Below are 18,408 nucleotides of genomic sequence, written 5' to 3' on the forward strand. Positions count from 1 at the left end.
GAGATAGGACCTCGAAAAATATAGAACCATAGGTTCAATTTTTGATGGTTAATTTTGTCGTATCATAATAATTATTGTAGTTATTTGTCGAAAATTGCGCAATATGTTTATTTGTTTTTTTCGCATAAATGAAAGTAGAGGCTGGATGTTTGAAAACACAAAAATGACGAGCTCAATGTGCAATGTCATTAAGTTAAGTAACTTAATGATATTGCCCCAAGGACTCGTCATTTCTGTTTCTGTCTTCTGCCATTGTGATCAGCAAAAGGCATATATTCATTTCAAATTTAGTCGGAGATGTTGCGCGTATAATACTCAATAATATCCTTGCGACGGATAATACCGAGGAAGACACGGTCCACATCCACCACAGGCACAAAGTTTTGATCTGCTGCCAGCGTCAGCATATCTTCCATTTCTGCCTTAATAAAGACACATTCATTATATACACGGTTGTCGATCTCATGCACCTGGACCTGATCCATCGTCTCAAATGTCAGTCCAGGAGTGCTCCGCATTTTCCATAACAAATCGCCTTCGGACAGGGTGGCAACATATTTTCCATCCTGGTCAATCACGGGAATGGCGGTATAATGCTGCAATTCAAGCTGCTCGATCGCATCTTTCATGGAAGCGGAAGACTTGATATAGGCCACTTCGGCTTTGGGGAGTAAAAAATAGCTGATTTCCATCATCGGGCTCCTTTACTGTAATCTCACTCTCCTTATTTAAACATATTATGTGAGCTTTCGGCTATTTTTAATGATAAATTCGTCAGATTTGTTCCATTGTTTAATTGAGGCTGGAAATCTATAGTGTATATTAGAGGTGATATGATGAAATCGAAACGTAAAATTATTTATGGACTGCTTCCCATCTTATTTGCCGGTGGAATCGGAATGTACTTATACATGCAGAATAGCAAAACAGAGGAAGTAAAGCCTGAGGTAACCGCTAATCAGTACATAGAGCATTTGCAAAAGAAAGAATTTGATCAACTGTATACCTTGATGACACCTGTTTCATTGAAAGAGTCCGGTATGAACCGTGAGCAATTTGTGGAAAAATACAACGCAATCTATTCGGGTATGGAGGTTTCTGCGATTAAAGCAGAATTGAAACCGAAAGTAATCGAAGAGACAACGGATGGCAAGGGTAATGAAAATAAAAACGAAAACCCGGATGCCTATGAAGTGGACTACAGTCTGCAGTTAACGACTTTCCTGGGGGAAGTGGATGAGACACATACACTGAAACTGGTGCGTGAAGAGCTTGAGGAGGGTGGCAAAGTCTGGCGGATCAACTGGAAGCCATCCCTGATTCTGACTGACATGGTCAAGGGAAGCAAAGTTCGGGTGAGAACCCTCTTCCCGGAACGTGGAGACATTGTTGATCGTGAAGGGCTGCCCCTCGCAACAAAAGGAAATATATATGAATGGGGTATTATACCTGAGAAGTTGGGAGAAAATCCAGAGGCGATGATCGCCCGGATCGCGGAGCATTACAAAGTTACAGAAGCTATGATTAACACCGCGCTTGCACAGAAATGGGTGAAGCCAGAATATTTTGTCCCGATTGCTTCAACAGAAGACTCCCGGGTGCCTACAGCACTAGCTGGTGTGCAAGTTCAATCCAAGGAAATACGATATTATCCTCTTGGTGAGGCTGCTGCTCATCTAATCGGTTATGTGCGCAAGGCCACCAAGGAAGATTTGGAGAAAGATACGGAAGGCTATTATCGTGCGGAAGATTGGATTGGCAAAGCCGGACTGGAGCAATCACTGGAGAAACAGCTTCGCGGCGAACGAGGTGGCCTGATCGAGATCACCGATGAATCTGGAAACACTCGCTCTGAGCTTATTCGCAAGGATGCAGTGGATGGAGAGAATATTCAACTGACGATAAGCTCTGAGCAACAGCGCAAGTTGTATAAGACATTATCGAGTGGCGGTGACGCCGGAGCAATGGTGCTGATGAACCCAACGGATGGTAATTTGCTGGCACTGGCAAGTGCGCCCGCCTATAATCCGAACAAGATGGTTACAGGACTGACGCAGGCAGAGTGGGATGCCTATTCAGCAGATGAGAAGCTACCTTTTATCAATAGGTTTACGAATCGTTATGCACCAGGTTCAACCTTTAAAGCCATTACGGCAGCAGCAGGTCTGATGGAGAAGGTTACCACAGCCGACAAATCGCATGATATCTCTGGTCTGCAATGGCGCAAGGATGAGAGCTGGGGCGGTTACTATGTGAAACGTGTGAAAAGTGTATCCCCGGTGAACATGGTTGATGCGCTGGTCTACTCGGACAATATTTATTTTGCGAAGGAAGCCGTAGAGATGGGCAGCACCAAGTTCATAGATGGCATCCAGAAGTTCGGTTTTGGAGACAACTTTGGACTGGATGAACTGTATCTGAAACCAAGTCAGTATGCAAACGAGGCTCATCTCGATCTATCATCCGAGGTGCTGCTCGCTGACACGTCCTATGGACAGGGAGAAATGTTGATGTCGCCGATCCATCTGGCGTCCTCCTTCACCCCTTTTATTAATGAAGGAAAAATGGTGAAGCCTGTACTGATAGAGGAAAAGGAAACAGTCGAACCGGAAGTTGTGATTACGCCTGAAGTGGCAAATACGGTGAAGGATGCATTGAGCGAGGTTGTGACCCGATCGGGAGGAACGGCTCATTCCTTGAACTCACTCCCTGAAGGACTGGCGGCCAAGACAGGGACTGCCGAGCTGAAGGCCAAGAAGGGTGAAAAAGGACAGGAGAACGGATTTGTCGTGGTGTTCGATACCGAATCACCATCCTTCCTTATAGCCGCAGTCATTGAGCAAGTGAACGGTAGAGGCGGCAGTCATTATGTTTTGGATAAATTAAAGCCTTTCCTGGAGAAAAAGGGAGTAATACAGTAATTGGATTGCGATTTACGATGTATCTTTAGTATTTGAAGAGCCCATCCACCATTCATGTTACTAAAATGGCGGATGGGCTTTATTTTGCCTTTATGTTATAAGATTTATTTCTGAGCAGTCAGCATAAAACGTGCCGAGTTCGTTCGAATCCCTTTATCGCAGCGATTTTGCTCAACAAACTGTTGGAAACGCTTGAAGTCAGATTCCTTCTCTCCAAAACCAGGAATGATCGGTGCGTGGGTCAACAGGAAAAGCAGATCATCAGGCGTGGCGTAATATTCTGTTGCATTATATTCGTGTGTCTCAATGTCACGAAAACCCGCTTCGCGAAGCTCACGTTTGCATCGTTCCATTAATGTGCCAGGCTGAACATCTGAGGCTTGACCACGGCCAAAGGCATTTTTTACATTATACTTATCATGTTCACTGACTTGTTGGGTAAGGAATACACCGCCATCGTCCAATACCCTGAATACCTCTGTAGCGCAGAAGTTGCAGTGTCTGGAGGACACTACATTGAAGAATTGATCTGGAAATGTCAGTTGCTCTGCATTCATATGCACAAAACGGACATTCGAATGGGAACCAGATGCCTTGAGATTACGCTGGGCAGTCTCAATCATTCCCCGGGAAAGGTCGATTCCAACCAATAATAGTGCGGCATCCGCGATGGACAGAACTGCTTCTCCACCACCTGTACCAATATCAAGCAATAGATCAGATGGTTCGGTGCAGCGTATAACTTCCTCGTAGAAATTCCATTTGATTCCCTCTGAAGTCACTTTCAGGGAGCTGAAGTCCCAGCCATTCAATCGCCCAATACGTTCGTAAAAAGTAGTATAGTCCATCTTTTTCTTCATTATATGATTCCTCCAATGTGAGTTCTTGATTCTAGACAGATGTTGTGCCAAATCGTTACGATTAGATGCCGAACAGGCTCAAAAGGGCAGACGTATCCCATGTTAGCTGGTACGCGTTTTGACCCAGCCCGACGACTAATTACTTCGAACGATTCGGAATAACATCCGTTTCACCTCACAGTCTGGAATATCGTTATTATATTGAATTGACAGCGTATACGCGAGATGTTATTTTGAGGTGAAATCCATTCTATTAGATTGAGGTGATCGATGGTGGCTGTTCGCGCTAAGCAGATATTTGTTAATTTGCCCGTTAAGGATTTGAAGAGGTCCGTTGATTTTTTTACCAAAGTAGGGTTTGAGTTCAATGCGAACTTTACAGACGAATCTGCAACCTGCATGATCATTGGAGACAACATCTATGCGATGCTGCTGGTGGAGGATCGTTTTCAATCGTTTATTTCGAAAAAAATATCCAATGCAGCGGACACGGCAGAAGTCATCGTAGCCTTGTCGGTGGAGAGTCGTGAACAGGTCGATCTGATTGTACAAGCTGCCCTGGATGCTGGCGGCAAACCGTATAACGATCCTCAAGATCATGGGTTTATGTATGGGTGGAGTTTTCAGGACCCGGATGATCATCTGTGGGAAGTTTCCTATATGGATCTAAGCAGCTTTCCTACGCAAGAATAGAATACATTAGTTAATCAGTGCCTTCCTATGAACAGGGAGGTACTTTTTGCGTTCATATATCCCAATAACATATGGTGTAATTTACCTTTTTACTATATGATAAGTGTCGATTCATGTAAAAATAGCATAGTATACATACGTTCTTTTTGATGGAGGGATCAGGGTGTATTGTCACGTATGTGGGACCAAAAGCAATCCAGGGGACAGCACGTGTAGAAAGTGTAGAACGAAATTAAAAGATTCAAGCTCTACCGATGAACAGATTTGGGCAGAAACAGCAGTTGGTCTGGAAAGTGGAACAGGAAAAGCACTAGATCAGTTATCCAGACAGCAGCAGTCTGCACCGAAGCAGAGCAATACGGCACAAGGCCGAGCATTTAGCTGGATTATTCCACTGCTTCTGGCAGCGGTGATGGGGGCCTTGTTGACTTATTATTACAAGCAGGAGATGGGGATCAATGCGGAGGTAAAATCACTGCATCAACAGGCGGAGCAGGCAGCCTTAGATGGTAAATATCAAGAGGCGCTTCAACTTCTGGATTCGGCTCTTGCGAAACGGCCCAATGTTGATGGACTTGTGGAGGATCGCCAAATTACAGCCAAAGCCTTCAATCTGATGAATCAGCTGAACGAAGCTGCGACAAGTTTGAAAACGGGAAAACTTGCTGCCGGTGACAAGACACTTCAGGCTGTAGCAAAAGTGTTGAAAGAGCGAGAAGAACCGGTTTTTGCCAAGGTGCGTACGACTCTAAACAACAACAAGGTGACACTGGCTGTCCTGAAGGTGAAGAAAGAAATCGATAGTTTGACAACCGTACAGGCACTTGCTGAGAAATTGGACACTGTATCAAAATTGAAAGGCAAGGAAGCAGAGGCGGTTCAGAAACAAATCATCGACAAGCTGGCTGGACTTAGCTATAAGCAAGCTGAACAGCAAGTGAAGAAAAAGGATTTTGCGGCTGCATTGCAAACCGTTGATCAGGGACTGTCCTACGCGCCCGAGGATGACAAACTGACAGCATATCGCGAAAGGGTGCTGAGCGAGAAGAAGGCTTTTGAAAAAGCAGAAGCTGAACGAATTCAACTTGCTGAGCAACAGGCAGCAGAAGAAGACCTGAAAAACCGCACAGCAGCGGTGAGCATTGTAGACGTAGAAGCGACGCTTGATATGTATGGCGACCTGTATATTAGCGGCTCAATCATGAATAATGCCACTCGGCCTATCTCTTCCGTGACGGTTATGTTGGACATCTACAGCTCAGACGGGGCATATCTCGGTCAAACCTATGCGGATGTGTACCCGAGCTGGCTGGATGTAGGGGATCAGGGATTTTTTGAAACGTATTATTACGGTGTGTACGAGGAAGCTGAAGTTTCTGTAGTGAACGCAACGTGGTATCTGGAATAGGAGGACAGGTTGGAATGGCCAAACGAACATGGAGTACGATTATATCCAGTGCAATCATTATTGGAGCAGGAGCAGGAGGGGTGTTCTGGATTCATCAGTATTCAGCAGATCAACTGCAGGATGGACCAAGACTGGCTGTTGTCACTACGAAGGAAACGGCAACTAGAGCGTCTAAACCGTCCTCCCAGACAACCGTGAAGAAAACACGTAAACAGATTATTGAAGAGAGTCAGAAGAAAGTGGTTACGATTGAGAGCAGCAGCGGACTGGGTTCCGGTTTTCTCTACAATGATCAGGGGGATGTGGTAACCAATGCTCACGTGGTGGAGGGCTCGAAAGAAGTAACGATTCGAACCCTGAATCATGAGGAGTATAGAGGAACCGTTATCGGGATTGGAGAAGAGACGGATATTGCTGTCGTCAGGGTGCCTGATCTGAAAAAAGTTAAACCGCTGCCTATCGCCAAATCCAAAGCGGAGACGGGAGATGAGGTTCTCGCTCTGGGCAGTCCGCTAGGTCTGGAGAACACCGTAACTACAGGCATTATCAGCGGTGTTGGTCGCAGCTTCGAAATTGCCCCGTATATCTATAGTAATCTGTATCAAATCTCGGCGCCCATTACACACGGCAATAGTGGTGGCCCACTGATCAGTGCGGACACCGGTGAAGTATTGGGCATTAATTCAGCCGTTGTGGAGCAGGAAGGCGGAATCGGGTTCAGCATTCCTATCACCAGCGTATTGAAGCAGGTCCAGGCCTGGTCTGAGAAACCATCATCTAAAACGGCGGTTCAGACGAGTGGCAGTCAGGGAGCAGACTCAGCTTCTTTGGAAGCGGAGGGTCTGGTGACCGAATTTTATATGAACCTGAATCTGAATGACTATGTTACCGCCTATGCCTTGCTTGGCAGTGAGTGGCAGAGCGGTATAAGTTATGCCAAGTTCCGTGAAGGTTACATCAACACCAGTTATGTTACCATCGCCGAAGTTTCGTCCTCGGATAAGTCAAATGATGAAATAGAGGTCACTGCGGTTATTACAGCGGATGAACGAAAAGATGGTGAATTGGTCACCACGAAATATAAAGTTACGTATCAAGTCGGTTATGAAAATGGACAACTGAAAATACTTCATGGCCAAGGGAAAAAAGTGAAATAAAGATGTGAAGGGAGAATGGGCGCCAAGCCGATTCTCCTTTTTGATTGCTTAAGTTTGATGGTTCTGTTAAAATACAGAACGAACGTTCAGTATGCAAGAGGTGGAGTGAAATGTATGAGTATGAATAAAAAGCAAATTCAAACCGAGCAGACCAAGAAGAAACTTGCGGATGCCTCAAGAGCTCTTTTTGTGCAAAAAGGGTATAAAGCAACTTCCATTGAAGATATTGTGACTGCGACAGGCAGCAGCAAAGGCAATATCTATTACCATTTTAAAAGTAAGGAAGGCCTCTTTCTGTATCTGATTGATGAGTGGGATCGGGAATGGGAAGAAAATTGGGCGGCCAAGGAACATCTGTATAATACGTCTACAGAAAAGATCTACGGCTTGGCAGAACAATTAATCCTCGACGATATGAATCACCCGCTAACCAAGGCGGCAGATGAGTTCTTTACGGGGGAAAAGAAAGAAAATGATATTGAAGAACGCATAGCTTTGATGTTTGAGCGGCATATTCAATTTAACAAACAATTGGTGGAACAGGGGATAGAGAGCGGAGAGTTCAATGCGGACAACGCTGACAATCTTGCTCTCATTCTGGAAAGTACCATTATTGGACTTAGTCAGCTGTCGCGCGGAATGGAGCCAGAACAGGCTCTTGCCTTGTACCGCCAAGCGGCTAGCGTATTCTTGTATGGAATAGCAAAAGATAAAGCTTAAGGCAACATTTTGACAACTACGGAGGATGGAATCATGGCATTACTTACACGGAACAGGGGCGCATTGCTGCTGTTAATGTTTAATATTTTTCTCGTTTTTACAGGTATAGGTCTTGTGGTACCTATTATGCCTGCGTACATGGATCTACTGCATATCACCGGGTTCACGGTTGGTTTGCTGGTAGCAGCATTCTCCTTCACTCAGTTTCTATTTTCTCCAGTTGCGGGCCGTTGGTCTGACATCTTGGGACGTAAAAAAATTATTGTTGGCGGGATGTTAATCTTTGCTGTATCGGAGTTTATGTTTGGTGCTGTGAATGCACCATCGCTGCTCTTTGCAGCCCGGATGCTTGGAGGGATCGGTGCAGCGATGATCTTCCCAGCAGTAATGGCCTATACCGCAGATATTACGACAGAAGAAGAACGCGGTAAAGGCATGGGATTAATTAATGCCGCAATTACTACAGGATTTATCATTGGTCCGGGGATCGGCGGATATATCGCTGACTTTGGTATTCGGATTCCTTTCTATGCCGCAGGTATTGCGGGTTTGCTGGCATCTATCATTACGTTGATTATTTTGCCGGAATCGACCAGAATTACCGGAGAGCAAACCAAACCTGTTGCGGGTGCACCGAAGGTCAAAAGCCCGGGCATGGTTTCCCAGTTGCTGCATTCGTACCGGGAGCCTTACTTTTTCAGCTTGATTATCGTGTTTGTTATGGCATTTGGTCTGGCGAACTATGAGACGGTATTTTCACTGTTTGTGGATCACAAGTTTGGTTTCACGACAAAAGACATTGCATTCATTATTACGTTTGGTTCCATTGCGGGAGCCGTGGTGCAGGTCTCACTGATTGGCTGGCTGTTAAACCGGTTTGGTGAGAAAAAAGTCATTTCGGTCTGTTTGCTTTTTGTAGCCGTATTTGTACTGTTAACCTTGTTTGTGAACACCTACTGGATGATTCTTGTCGTAACGTTTATCGTGTTCCTAGGTATGGATATATTGCGTCCGGCAATCAGTACGCAGATGTCCAAACTGGCGGAAGAACAGCAAGGCTTTGTGGCCGGATTGAACTCAGCCTACACAAGTTTGGGCAATATCGCAGGTCCCATTGTAGCGGGAGCATTGTTTGATGTGAATATCAACTATCCTTACGTTTCAGCAGCTTTTGTTCTGGCAATCTGTTTCCTATTATCTCTGCGGGTGTTAAGAGGAGTTAACTCCACAGGCAACGCCAAAGCAGAAATGTAATCCTGATTTGAATAAGAATGCGTGAGTGAACCAACACAAAAAGCCAGTCGGCTACACATGAACGATGTGTAAACGACTGGCTTTTTAATTTACAGTATTAACGGACTTCTCCATTGGTTTCAATCAGTTTTTGATACCAGTGGAAGCTCTGTTTGCGGATACGTCTTAATTCCTTGATATCGAATTCTTCCCGATCCACGTAGATGAATCCATAACGTTTGCTTGATCCTTGATGTGTGCTGACCAGGTCAATCGCAGACCAAGGGCAGAAGCCGAATACATCTACACCGTCTGTAATAGCCAGTTGAATCTGTTCGATATGTTTATTGAAAAACTCGATGCGGTAGGGGTCGTTGACCACGTCGCCTTCCTCCAGTTTATCAAATGCACCCAGACCATTCTCGGTAACGATCAATGGCAGATGATAACGGGAGTAAATCTGACGAAGGGTAGAGCGGAAGCCGACCGGATCAATTTCCCAACCAAACTCCGTTTTTTGCAGGTTCGGATTCACAGATCCTCTATATGCACCCGGTTCTCCTACGATTTCGTGCTGATCTCCTGTATGGGAGAAGTCATTACCATCGTTTAGACTTTCACCAACGGTTTGGGAAGTATAGTAGTTGAACGCAATAAAGTCAGGGTTTCCTTGAGCCAGGATATCCATGTCTCCATCTTCAATGACAGGGGTATATCCTTTTTCTTCGAGATAACTCCAGGCAATATGATTGTAGCGTCCATATACCGCCATATCGAGATAGAGCCAGTTGCGAATGGCAGCATAGTTATCAGCAGCGAGCGTATCTTCCGGTTTGGAGCTAGCGGGATAGATTACACCGATATTGGGAGCCGGGCCGATTTTGGCTTCAGGCAGCATCTCATGACACAGGACCATGGCTTTGGCTTGAGCGACCAGCATGTGGTGATTTTGCTGATACAGTGTTTTTTGCGGATCAACAAGCGTTGTATCCAGTGTACCCAGAGAGCCAGGATGTAGGATCAACATATTTTGTTCGTTGATGGTCAGCCAATATTTGACCCGGTCACCGTAGTTCTCATAAAGCGTTTTGGCATATTGTTCAAAGGCATCTATCGTTGCGCGGTTGGACCAGCCCCCTTTTTCTTCAAGCGCATAAGGAAGATCAAAGTGATACATGGTCACGATGGGCTCAATGCCGTATTTAATCAACTCATCAATCAAGGAATCATAAAATGCCAGCCCTTTTGGATTTACTTCACCTGCGCCTTGCGGATAGATGCGAGTCCATGCAATGGAGAAACGGTAGGCTTTGAAGCCCATTTCGGCCATAAGGGCCACATCTTCTTTGTACATATGATAGTGATCACTGGTTACCTTGAAGTCGGTTACGCCATCCACATGATTGCCCATGTCGATGACAGAAGGGCCTTTGCCATCTTCATTCCAGGCTCCCTCAATTTGATAGGCAGAGGTTGAACCTCCCCAGAAGAAATCTTTAGGAAATGGTTTAAGTTGAGTATGCTTCATTGTTAGTTCCTCCTAAATTGAATACACATGATATAAGTTGAGTTAGACAACCAAAGTCAACAGGACATCGTTTTTCTGTACATGCTCTTGAGTCGTTTCGAATACATCCACTTCCTGCTGGGTAAGAGTAACAATGACAGGAGTCACCGTTTCGTATCCGGCTTCTTTAATTTTATCGATTTCAAATTGGATCAACAGATCGCCTTGTCTAACGATATCGCCTTCCTGAACGACAGGATTGAAATGTTTTCCCTTCAGCGCCACCGTGTTAATACCAATGTGAATCAAAATCTCGGTACCTGCGTTGGTCGTTAATCCAATGGCATGTCCAGTTGGGAAGAGTGAAGTTACAACGCCATCCACGGGAGCGATGACTTCTCCAATCTCAGGAACAATCGCCAATCCTTTGCCCATGGCACCTGTTGAGAAAGCAGGGTCGTTAATGGTGCTTAAGGCTACAGCTTTACCTGTAAGAGGACTATAAATTTGTTCCTTTTTGATTTCAGTTGTTTTTGCCTCAGGTACGACAGGAAGTTCTTCCGGCGTACTTTCAACAGATGTGCTGGAGACAGATTCATTTTTCTCGGAAACTGTGTCTTTCGTTTTGCTTTCATAACCGAACATCACGGTCAATACCGCTGCTACAGCAAAGGAGCAGGCGATCGCAATCACGTATACAACCGTTGGTGTATAGACAGGAATGGCAAATATATTGTGGAACACATAAGCAGTCATTTTAACGCCGAAGTGACCATTAATGGCACCGCCGATCGCACCTGCAATGACAACGATAGGAATCACTCGTTTATAACGCAAGATCAGACCGTATACGATCGGTTCAGTGACACCTGCAAGTAAACCGGTGAGGCTGGTGGAGCCTGCAAGGGTTCTCAGGGTTTTGTTCTTTTTGGCTTTCAGGAAAATACCAAATGCTACACCAATTTGTGCAAACACGGCTGCAGCAGCCATAGCTTCAATTGGATCGCCGCCAACCCCGATATTCTGAATCGTGATTGGTGTGAAGCCCCAGTGGAGTCCGAAGACAACCATGAAGGTCATGAATCCACCCAGTACAATTCCTGACAAAATACCGCTGACGCCAATAAGCCAAGTTACGCCGGAGGAAATCCAGTCACCTACCGTGGTGCCAAATGGTCCGAAGGCCATTGCGGACAAAGGAACCATAATCATCAGTGCAATCATTGGTACCAGGAACAATTGCAGATCTTTCAAAATGATTTTCTTCAGTAGTTTGTCAAGTACAGCGTAGATACTGATCGATATGAAGATCGGGAACACGCTGGCTGAATAATTCATCATGACAACCGGTATGCCGAGGAACGATACATCCGAGCCTTTATCCATCAGTCCGGTGAAGTTCGGTTCCATCAGGGCGGCACCAATTACCCCGGCTACATAAGGATTGGCTTTCAGTTTCATACCAAGTGTGATACCGAGGAAGATAGGTAAGAAATAAAAGACTGCGTTGCCGGCAGCAGATAGAATCAGGTACGTGTCACTTGTATCAGACATCCATCCAAGCATGGTCAGGACAGTCAGCAAAGCTTTTAACATACCTGATCCTGCCATGGCCGGGATTAACGGTGAGAAACTTCCGGATATAATTTCAAAGACTTTGGATAATACCGAGGTTTTTTCTCCTGTAGACTCAGCGGATGAGGAAGAATCTCCTCCAAAATCTCTGTTCTTCATGATCTCTGCATATACATGAGCCACATTGCTGCCAATGACGACCTGGAACTGTCCACCGCTTTCGACAACGGTAATGATACCATCGTGTTTCTCGAGCGTTTCTCGTTCTGCCTTTTTCGAATCCTTCAGATCGAATCTCAGCCGGGTTGCACAGTGGACAAGCCCGTTAATATTGGCTTCTCCGCCGACGAGGCGAACGATGTCATCCCCCATTTTTTTATGATCCATGTTCATTCTCCTTTGTTGTTAAGATTGCCTGAAAACAAAAAAATACCTAAACGAATGGCTATGATCATCAGAAAAATGACCCGTTGCCAATCATTTAGGTATCGCCTGCTTTACCAGTAACAATCCTTGTCGTTAAGTTGTGAGACCTACTATAAATGACGCCGAAATCGTTTGCAAGCTTTTTTTATTCAGCGTCCAGCATTTCGTTACGTGAAGTGACACGGTGAATATGGATCGTCAAATACACTTTTTCATCAATGGACATGGCGCTTTCAAACTTCTCTTCAAGGTATTGATTAATCAATTGTGTACACTGAAAAGCCTTGGCATATTTGTCTTTAACCTGCTCATACAGGAAGTTATCACCCGATGCAAATTGCTCTTGTTCATTACTCAGCATTCTTTGTACAAAGTATTGCAGATGGGTAATAAACCGGGAATAATTAAATGAATTTTCATCCAGGGCAATGTGGTAATGATTGGTGACAATATTGAAAATATCATCAATAACCTCGGTAATTTCAACCGTTTGTTTCATACCCTGACCATCTTGCCGGGCGTTGACAAAGTGCATGGCAATAAAGCTGGCCTCATGCTCATCCATTTGGATGCCGAATTGTTCCTGAATCAGATTCACGGCATTCATGCCAATCCAAAATTCCTTTTTGTAAAATTTCTTGATTTGCCATAAAAGGGAATTCTTCAGCCCGACGGATTTACGGTACCGGGTAATGGCAAACTGAATATGATCGATCAATGATATATAGATATTATCACTAAAAATATCGCCCATTTCCTTTTTGGCATAGCCTACAATTTCGTCAGCCAATTTTAAATATTCAACCGATGTTTCACCGATCAGGTCAATCAATTTTTGCGGTATTTTATCCGATTTCAGCACAAAGGTTTTCTCGATTTTATCCTCATCCACGGGCTGTCCATTCTTCTTCTTGAAGCCCAGACCGTTGCCGATGACAACAAACTCTTGGCCTACCTGATTCTCGGCGCGAATGACGTTGTTGTTGAAAATCTGTCGGATGATCATGTATGTGTTCACCTCAATAGCTCGTAATAATAACAAAAAACCCAAACAAAGGCTTATTAGACAGCCTTTTGTTTGGGTATCGCCTGCTTACCAGTAACAATCCCGAAGAAGACACAGCTTCCTCTTTCAATTATGTCCACTATACCGCTTTCATAACAGAATAACAATACAATGATTTATGGAAATGAACGTAAAGACGTCAATTTTTGTTATAATAAGAAAGCTGGAAGTGAAGAAGATGGGCTGGGTTGCATAATAAGTTACCGAGGACGGTCATTTTTAAGCATATACAGGATTATTGGAGTGATAACATGAGCAAAGCAAAAGGAAAAGGTGGCACCGGCCGTGGTACTGGCAAAAAGGGCTGGAATCGTTGGCAAGCCGCCGCTAACCGGGCGAAAAGTGCCCCGAAGCCTTATAAAAGTAAAGGTACAAAGAATAAAACCGATGCCGAAACGCCAAGTGACAAGTCCCAGTAAGTGGGCACAAGATAAGTTGGAGAAGAGATCTGACCTGAAACAGGGCAGCTCTCTTTTTTTTGGGCTTGATGCGTTAAAAAAATTATGCTTAACAGAGCCTAATAAGTGATATCCAAATTGCCGATATAAATGGTAAATTACCCCTGTGTAGTGTCGACATACTACCTAGAACAAAGGAGATTTGTCATTGTCCAATAAAAGAATGATACTCACAATTAATCTGTTTATGGTTGTAACGCTTACTGCGTGCAGTTCTTCGTCTGGTATTCCCAATACTCCTGCGGTCTCCAAATCCATTTCTTCGGAAAAGACGGTTAATGAAACACCTGTAACAATGTTTTCTAAGAACAAGGAAGTGGAGATAACCCTCTCTTCGGATTGGAAGGTTTCAACAGAACTTACTAATCCATCACTATTGAAGTTAGCGACAGTGGATCGAACGAAGTCCATCCGAATCGACCGAGTGAACCGGGCAGACTACTTACCGGATACGTCATTGACTGATTACATGGCAATCCACAAGAAAAATATTGAATCCACACAAGGCCCAAAGAGAAAGAAAGATGAGATCATCAGAACCAGCAATCTAACTATTGATAAAAAGGAGGCTTACGTAAAAGAAGGAAGAACCAGTTATGAGAGGAATCAATTCGGGTACATTACAGCATACCTAGAAAGTAACCACCATTTTTATATCATTACATATACATCGATGTATGAATTTACGTTAGCAGACCGGGAATTTTTCGAAAAAATGTCTCAACAATTTCGGATATTGAATGATGAACCATCAGACCTTGTCCTTTCATCGACGGATCTTACATCGCATCAGGGAAAATATTCTCAATTCCAGATCCGTACTCCATCTAATTGGGAAGTTCAAGATTTTGAATTACGGGGTTCAGATCTGGATATCTCTCTCCAGGCAAACAATGATTACATGTCGATATATCTCGAACCAAAGGAAGAATCTGATTCCGATCTAACGTTAGAGGAGTATGGACGTTATGTCGCTGAAACGTATGCTGATCCAGAGAACTCCATTCTCGTTCCAGAACGCACGTCTGTTGAAATCAATGGTTTGAAGGGGATTCAGATGGAAGGGTACCAAGTAGTAAATAAACGTAAGATTGTCCAGCTACACACCATTTTAGAAGCTCAGGATCATTTTGTAGAGATCGTGTTCTATACGGGTGAGGGTCGATATGATCGGGTAAAGAATGAGTATCAGAGATATACAAGTACCTACAAGGAAAATAAAAGGTGAAGTTATAAAGGTATAAGAGATCTGCCCACCCGATATCTGGATAAGATCTCTTAAATCTGTAATACAGTCTATTATATAGCAGCTTGAATGAAAGAAGATGACTCCGAAACTTCAAGTGACAAGTCCGTTTAAATGGGCACGAGATAGAGTAGAGAAGGGAACTGACCTGACCTGAATACAGGGATGGTCTCTTTTTATTTTATCGCAAGCGCATCATATTAAACGAATAACAAAAAAACCAAGACGCAGAGGTACCCTCAAGCATCTTGGTTTTTTGTTATTAACGTTCTTATTGTTTACTTGGTATTCAGCTCTAGTTGGCCCTTACTTTAAAGAAGGAGATCAGTTCTTGCAATTGGCCCGATACAGCCGAGAGTTCATCAGAGGCTGCAACAATGGAAGCCATGGATGATTCCTGTTCGGCAATGGATTGCTCAATCTGTTTGCTGCTATGTGCTGCTTTGCTGACGCTCGCAGACAACTCATCCGCAGTAGCGGACATTTCCTGTGTGCTGGCGGATATTTCTTCGGTGGAGCTGGAGATATCCTGAATTTGGTTAGCGACTTTGTTCGTAGCTGTCAGAATATCTTCAAAGAATTGCCCCGTCTCCATAGTGACCTGAGATCCCTTCTCCACTTCTTGGGAGCCAAGCTGCATGGCTTCGGAAGATTGAAGGATATCGCGCTGAATGCCATCAATTAAGGTACGGATTTGTTTGGCAGAATCCTGGGACTGTTCAGCGAGCTTGCGGACTTCCCCTGCGACAACCGCAAACCCTTTTCCTTCCTCACCTACACGAGCCGCCTCAATGGAAGCATTCAGGGCGAGCAAATTAGTCTGGTCTGCAATTTGTGTAATCATATTTACGATGCTGCTAATTTCGTTGGAGCGGCTTTCCAGAGACTGTATCGATTCCGACGTGTGCTTCACCGCACCAGAGATGAGTCTCATCTGCTCAACCACTTGTTGCATAATCTCATGACCTGTATTGGAACGTTGTTCCATGCTTAATGCCTCATCCGCTACATCTGCAGAACTGCTGGCAATCGTCTGCACAACAGTAGACATTTCTGTCATTGCTCGGGCACTTTCCACGCTGGCCTGATCCTGGGAGCGAAGGCCGTGAGAGATGTCCCGGATATTGCTGCTGATCATCTGGATATTATCATTATTTTTCTCGGAAATATCTAATAATTTCTTGGATGAGTCAGAGAGGTGATAGGATGTCGTTTGGACTTTGAACATCGTGTCATTGAATCGCTGAATCATCGTATTGAATTTTTCATTGATAATGCCCAGATCATCCCGTCCGGTTTGAATGGTTACATCCAGATTGCCTGCGCTTGCAGTCTCAATCCCCTTCATAAGGTCCCGGATTGGCTTAAGTGTTTTCTTCAATAGGATATACTGCAGTACCATAAACAGGATCAGGAAACCGATAAGGAAAATACTACTGTATGTAATCAGCTTATGAAGTCCTTTTGGAACTGCGTTTGCATCAACGTCGAAGTAAAGTGCGGCGTACATTTTTCCTTCGGCATTTTTAATAGGGTACATAATCGTAGTCCAAGTACCGTATTCGTCCGTATAAAAGCTGCTTAATGCAGGTTCCTCGTCGTTTTTCATACCTTCAAGAGCTATAACGTTTTTCTGTGGTAATGGATACATTGAACCTGCTGCCATATTGCTTTCTTCAAAAGGCCCCAACAAATTAGTAGGAATCGCAATGATGGACGTTTGATTTCCTTCCTTCAGTTCAGTGCCGAAGATATAGGCTTGTGCAATATTAGGATATAGCTCGTGGATGGAATCCAGGTAATCTCTTAATTCTTTCTGAACAGGTCCAGAATAACTTTTCTCTTGTACTGCTTCAAGTACTTTGTCTGTATCCAGATCTTCAAACCATTTCTGTGTTGTAACTTCAGCCTGCTCGTACAATTGTTGACTCAAAATATTCTTTTGCAGTTGATATCCCGCAGTAATCAGAATAACCCCAATCAACATAATGCTGCCGAATGAAATAACGAGATTTTTAGCAAAGAAGGGAAGAGTACTCCACCTTATCTTATTTAACAACATAGTTCACTCCTTTTTCTAATTGTGACCATCTGGATGCGTGTTCGCTCTACGTATGGTGCTTTGTATCCATGTGATATATCGTAATAGGGTTAGACTAATGTTAGTTTTTGAATGAAAATGATGCTTTAGTACCAAGGTTTTCAGAATTTCCCTCATTTCTTTCATTATTGTGTTCATTATTAAAAAATGCGCAAATTCATAAGGGGAATTTCATTAAAGATTGTGGAAATTAAATGCCCCAAAGAATAAGACCCCTTCATTTTAAGAAGTGAATTGTGCCTAACATGTATATACATAAAGGAAAGAGGGATTTCTGTTGAAATTAAGATATGCGCATATATGAAATACATTAATACGCAAAAATGACTCTAAACGAGGCTTTACGAATATCGGAAAGATCACTGAACAATATCCTATTACAATAATGAAAGCAGCAGTAAATAGACGAAGCTAGCTTTATGAGTAATGACATTAATGAAGAGAAGTTTTCTCGGCACTACGAAACAAACTGTTCGCTTAGGCGTTAGGATGACAACCAATAGAGGCTGTCCCATAAAACTCAAAGAGCGGTTCTGTAGATTCCGTTGGCTTAACAACTCCTGAAGTGCATTTATAATAGGAGAGTAGATCAACCCAATGTAGTGAATAAAAATAATTTAATAATATGGGTTGTAATTAGTATTAGAATATGATATATTATTAATCCGGCCAAGAAAACACGAGAAACACGGTGCGGCAAGCAAGTGAAATAAGCTTCGAAAGAAACTTAAAAAAATGCTTGCAAAGTTGGTTCGGACATGATATTATATAAGAGTTGCTGCGGTGAACAACACACAGCGATGAAACAAGTTTGATCTTTGAAAACTGAACAACGAGTGAGTAACGATCTTGCTTGCAAGGTCGACGCTGAGAAATCGGTATACGTCTTCGGACTTTATGATTTCGAAGCAAAATAAATGAGATTTTTAATCTCGTCAGTTTCAAAATGAGCTTATCGCTCTTTTCAATACTTTATTGGAGAGTTTGATCCTGGCTCAGGACGAACGCTGGCGGCATGCCTAATACATGCAAGTCGA

At 43.7% G+C, this 18,408-nt stretch carries 14 protein-coding genes and 1 rRNA gene; 9 read left to right on the forward strand and 6 right to left on the reverse strand.

Going from position 1 to position 18,408, the window contains the following annotated elements:
* Positions 1–287: 287 nt before the first annotated feature.
* Positions 288–692 (reverse strand): CBS domain-containing protein, encoded by a 405-nt coding sequence (locus HP548_RS04335; RefSeq protein ID WP_024631266.1) that lies wholly within the window; start codon positions 690–692, stop codon positions 288–290.
* A gap of 144 nt (positions 693–836) precedes the next feature.
* Between HP548_RS04335 and pbp4 the strand changes: the two genes are divergently transcribed.
* The gene (gene pbp4 / locus HP548_RS04340; RefSeq protein WP_175381000.1) at positions 837–2,921 is read left to right on the forward strand and encodes a penicillin-binding protein PBP4(5); all 2,085 of its coding nucleotides are present in this window, start codon (positions 837–839) and stop codon (positions 2,919–2,921) included.
* A gap of 104 nt (positions 2,922–3,025) precedes the next feature.
* On the opposite strand, the gene HP548_RS04345 is transcribed toward pbp4, so the two are convergent.
* Complete coding sequence (locus HP548_RS04345) at positions 3,026–3,781, reverse strand: class I SAM-dependent methyltransferase (protein ID WP_175381001.1); 756 nt, start codon at positions 3,779–3,781, stop codon at positions 3,026–3,028.
* 273 nt (positions 3,782–4,054) lie between these two features.
* On the opposite strand from HP548_RS04345, the gene HP548_RS04350 reads away from it, so the two are divergent.
* From HP548_RS04350 to HP548_RS04370, 5 genes are all read left to right on the forward strand, one after another.
* A complete protein-coding gene (locus tag HP548_RS04350; protein WP_076291692.1) occupies positions 4,055–4,474 on the forward strand; it encodes a VOC family protein in 420 nt (139 codons plus the stop codon).
* Between the two features lie 163 nt (positions 4,475–4,637).
* Positions 4,638–5,882: an FxLYD domain-containing protein gene (locus HP548_RS33890; RefSeq protein ID WP_175381002.1), complete on the forward strand. Its 1,245-nt coding sequence runs from the start codon at positions 4,638–4,640 to the stop codon at positions 5,880–5,882.
* A gap of 14 nt (positions 5,883–5,896) precedes the next feature.
* Complete coding sequence (locus tag HP548_RS04360; protein ID WP_175381003.1) at positions 5,897–7,039, forward strand: trypsin-like peptidase domain-containing protein; 1,143 nt, start codon at positions 5,897–5,899, stop codon at positions 7,037–7,039.
* Positions 7,040–7,159: 120 nt separating this feature from the next.
* Entirely contained in the window at positions 7,160–7,759 is a 600-nt protein-coding gene (locus HP548_RS04365) for a TetR/AcrR family transcriptional regulator (RefSeq protein WP_076291693.1), read from the forward strand.
* 33 nt (positions 7,760–7,792) lie between these two features.
* Positions 7,793–9,013: an MFS transporter gene (locus tag HP548_RS04370; protein WP_076291675.1), complete on the forward strand. Its 1,221-nt coding sequence runs from the start codon at positions 7,793–7,795 to the stop codon at positions 9,011–9,013.
* 97 nt (positions 9,014–9,110) lie between these two features.
* Here the strand turns inward: HP548_RS04370 and HP548_RS04375 are convergent, their stop codons facing one another.
* The 3 genes from HP548_RS04375 to licT all read right to left on the reverse strand — a co-directional run bounded on the left by HP548_RS04375 (position 9,111) and on the right by licT (position 13,506).
* On the reverse strand, positions 9,111–10,520 hold the full coding sequence (locus HP548_RS04375; RefSeq protein WP_175381004.1) for a glycoside hydrolase family 1 protein: 1,410 nt from the start codon (positions 10,518–10,520) through the stop codon (positions 9,111–9,113).
* A 42-nt stretch (positions 10,521–10,562) separates the two neighbouring features.
* Complete coding sequence (locus HP548_RS04380) at positions 10,563–12,461, reverse strand: beta-glucoside-specific PTS transporter subunit IIABC (RefSeq protein WP_175381005.1); 1,899 nt, start codon at positions 12,459–12,461, stop codon at positions 10,563–10,565.
* Between the two features lie 184 nt (positions 12,462–12,645).
* Positions 12,646–13,506, reverse strand: coding sequence for a BglG family transcription antiterminator LicT (gene licT, locus HP548_RS04385; protein ID WP_076291678.1), 861 nt, complete (start codon positions 13,504–13,506; stop codon positions 12,646–12,648).
* A gap of 311 nt (positions 13,507–13,817) precedes the next feature.
* Between licT and HP548_RS04390 the strand changes: the two genes are divergently transcribed.
* On the forward strand, positions 13,818–13,985 hold the full coding sequence (locus tag HP548_RS04390; RefSeq protein ID WP_064506465.1) for a DUF3934 family protein: 168 nt from the start codon (positions 13,818–13,820) through the stop codon (positions 13,983–13,985).
* Between the two features lie 187 nt (positions 13,986–14,172).
* Entirely contained in the window at positions 14,173–15,252 is a 1,080-nt protein-coding gene (locus HP548_RS04395; protein ID WP_175381006.1) for a hypothetical protein, read from the forward strand.
* Positions 15,253–15,565: 313 nt separating this feature from the next.
* Here the strand turns inward: HP548_RS04395 and HP548_RS04400 are convergent, their stop codons facing one another.
* Positions 15,566–17,329 (reverse strand): methyl-accepting chemotaxis protein, encoded by a 1,764-nt coding sequence (locus HP548_RS04400; protein WP_409347644.1) that lies wholly within the window; start codon positions 17,327–17,329, stop codon positions 15,566–15,568.
* A 1,014-nt stretch (positions 17,330–18,343) separates the two neighbouring features.
* Between HP548_RS04400 and HP548_RS04405 the strand changes: the two genes are divergently transcribed.
* A 16S ribosomal RNA gene (locus tag HP548_RS04405) occupies positions 18,344–18,408 on the forward strand; the annotation flags it as partial.

The organism is Paenibacillus taichungensis, assembly GCF_013359905.1.
GTDB classification, from domain to species: Bacteria; Bacillota; Bacilli; order Paenibacillales; family Paenibacillaceae; genus Paenibacillus; species Paenibacillus taichungensis.

What these genes read in the sequence shown, in the direction of transcription:
- HP548_RS04365 (WP_076291693.1), top strand. Translation starts at nt 7,160, where the DNA reads ATGAATAAAAAGCAAATTCAAACCGAGCAGACCAAGAAGAAACTTGCG.
- HP548_RS04390 (WP_064506465.1), top strand. Translation starts at nt 13,818, where the DNA reads ATGAGCAAAGCAAAAGGAAAAGGTGGCACCGGCCGTGGTACTGGCAAA.
- HP548_RS04345 (WP_175381001.1), bottom strand. Translation starts at nt 3,781, where the DNA reads ATGAAGAAAAAGATGGACTATACTACTTTTTACGAACGTATTGGGCGA.
- HP548_RS04380 (WP_175381005.1), bottom strand. Translation starts at nt 12,461, where the DNA reads ATGGATCATAAAAAAATGGGGGATGACATCGTTCGCCTCGTCGGCGGA.
- licT (WP_076291678.1), bottom strand. Translation starts at nt 13,506, where the DNA reads ATGATCATCCGACAGATTTTCAACAACAACGTCATTCGCGCCGAGAAT.
- HP548_RS04335 (WP_024631266.1), bottom strand. Translation starts at nt 692, where the DNA reads ATGGAAATCAGCTATTTTTTACTCCCCAAAGCCGAAGTGGCCTATATC.
- HP548_RS04360 (WP_175381003.1), top strand. Translation starts at nt 5,897, where the DNA reads ATGGCCAAACGAACATGGAGTACGATTATATCCAGTGCAATCATTATT.
- pbp4 (WP_175381000.1), top strand. Translation starts at nt 837, where the DNA reads ATGAAATCGAAACGTAAAATTATTTATGGACTGCTTCCCATCTTATTT.
- HP548_RS04370 (WP_076291675.1), top strand. Translation starts at nt 7,793, where the DNA reads ATGGCATTACTTACACGGAACAGGGGCGCATTGCTGCTGTTAATGTTT.
- HP548_RS04375 (WP_175381004.1), bottom strand. Translation starts at nt 10,520, where the DNA reads ATGAAGCATACTCAACTTAAACCATTTCCTAAAGATTTCTTCTGGGGA.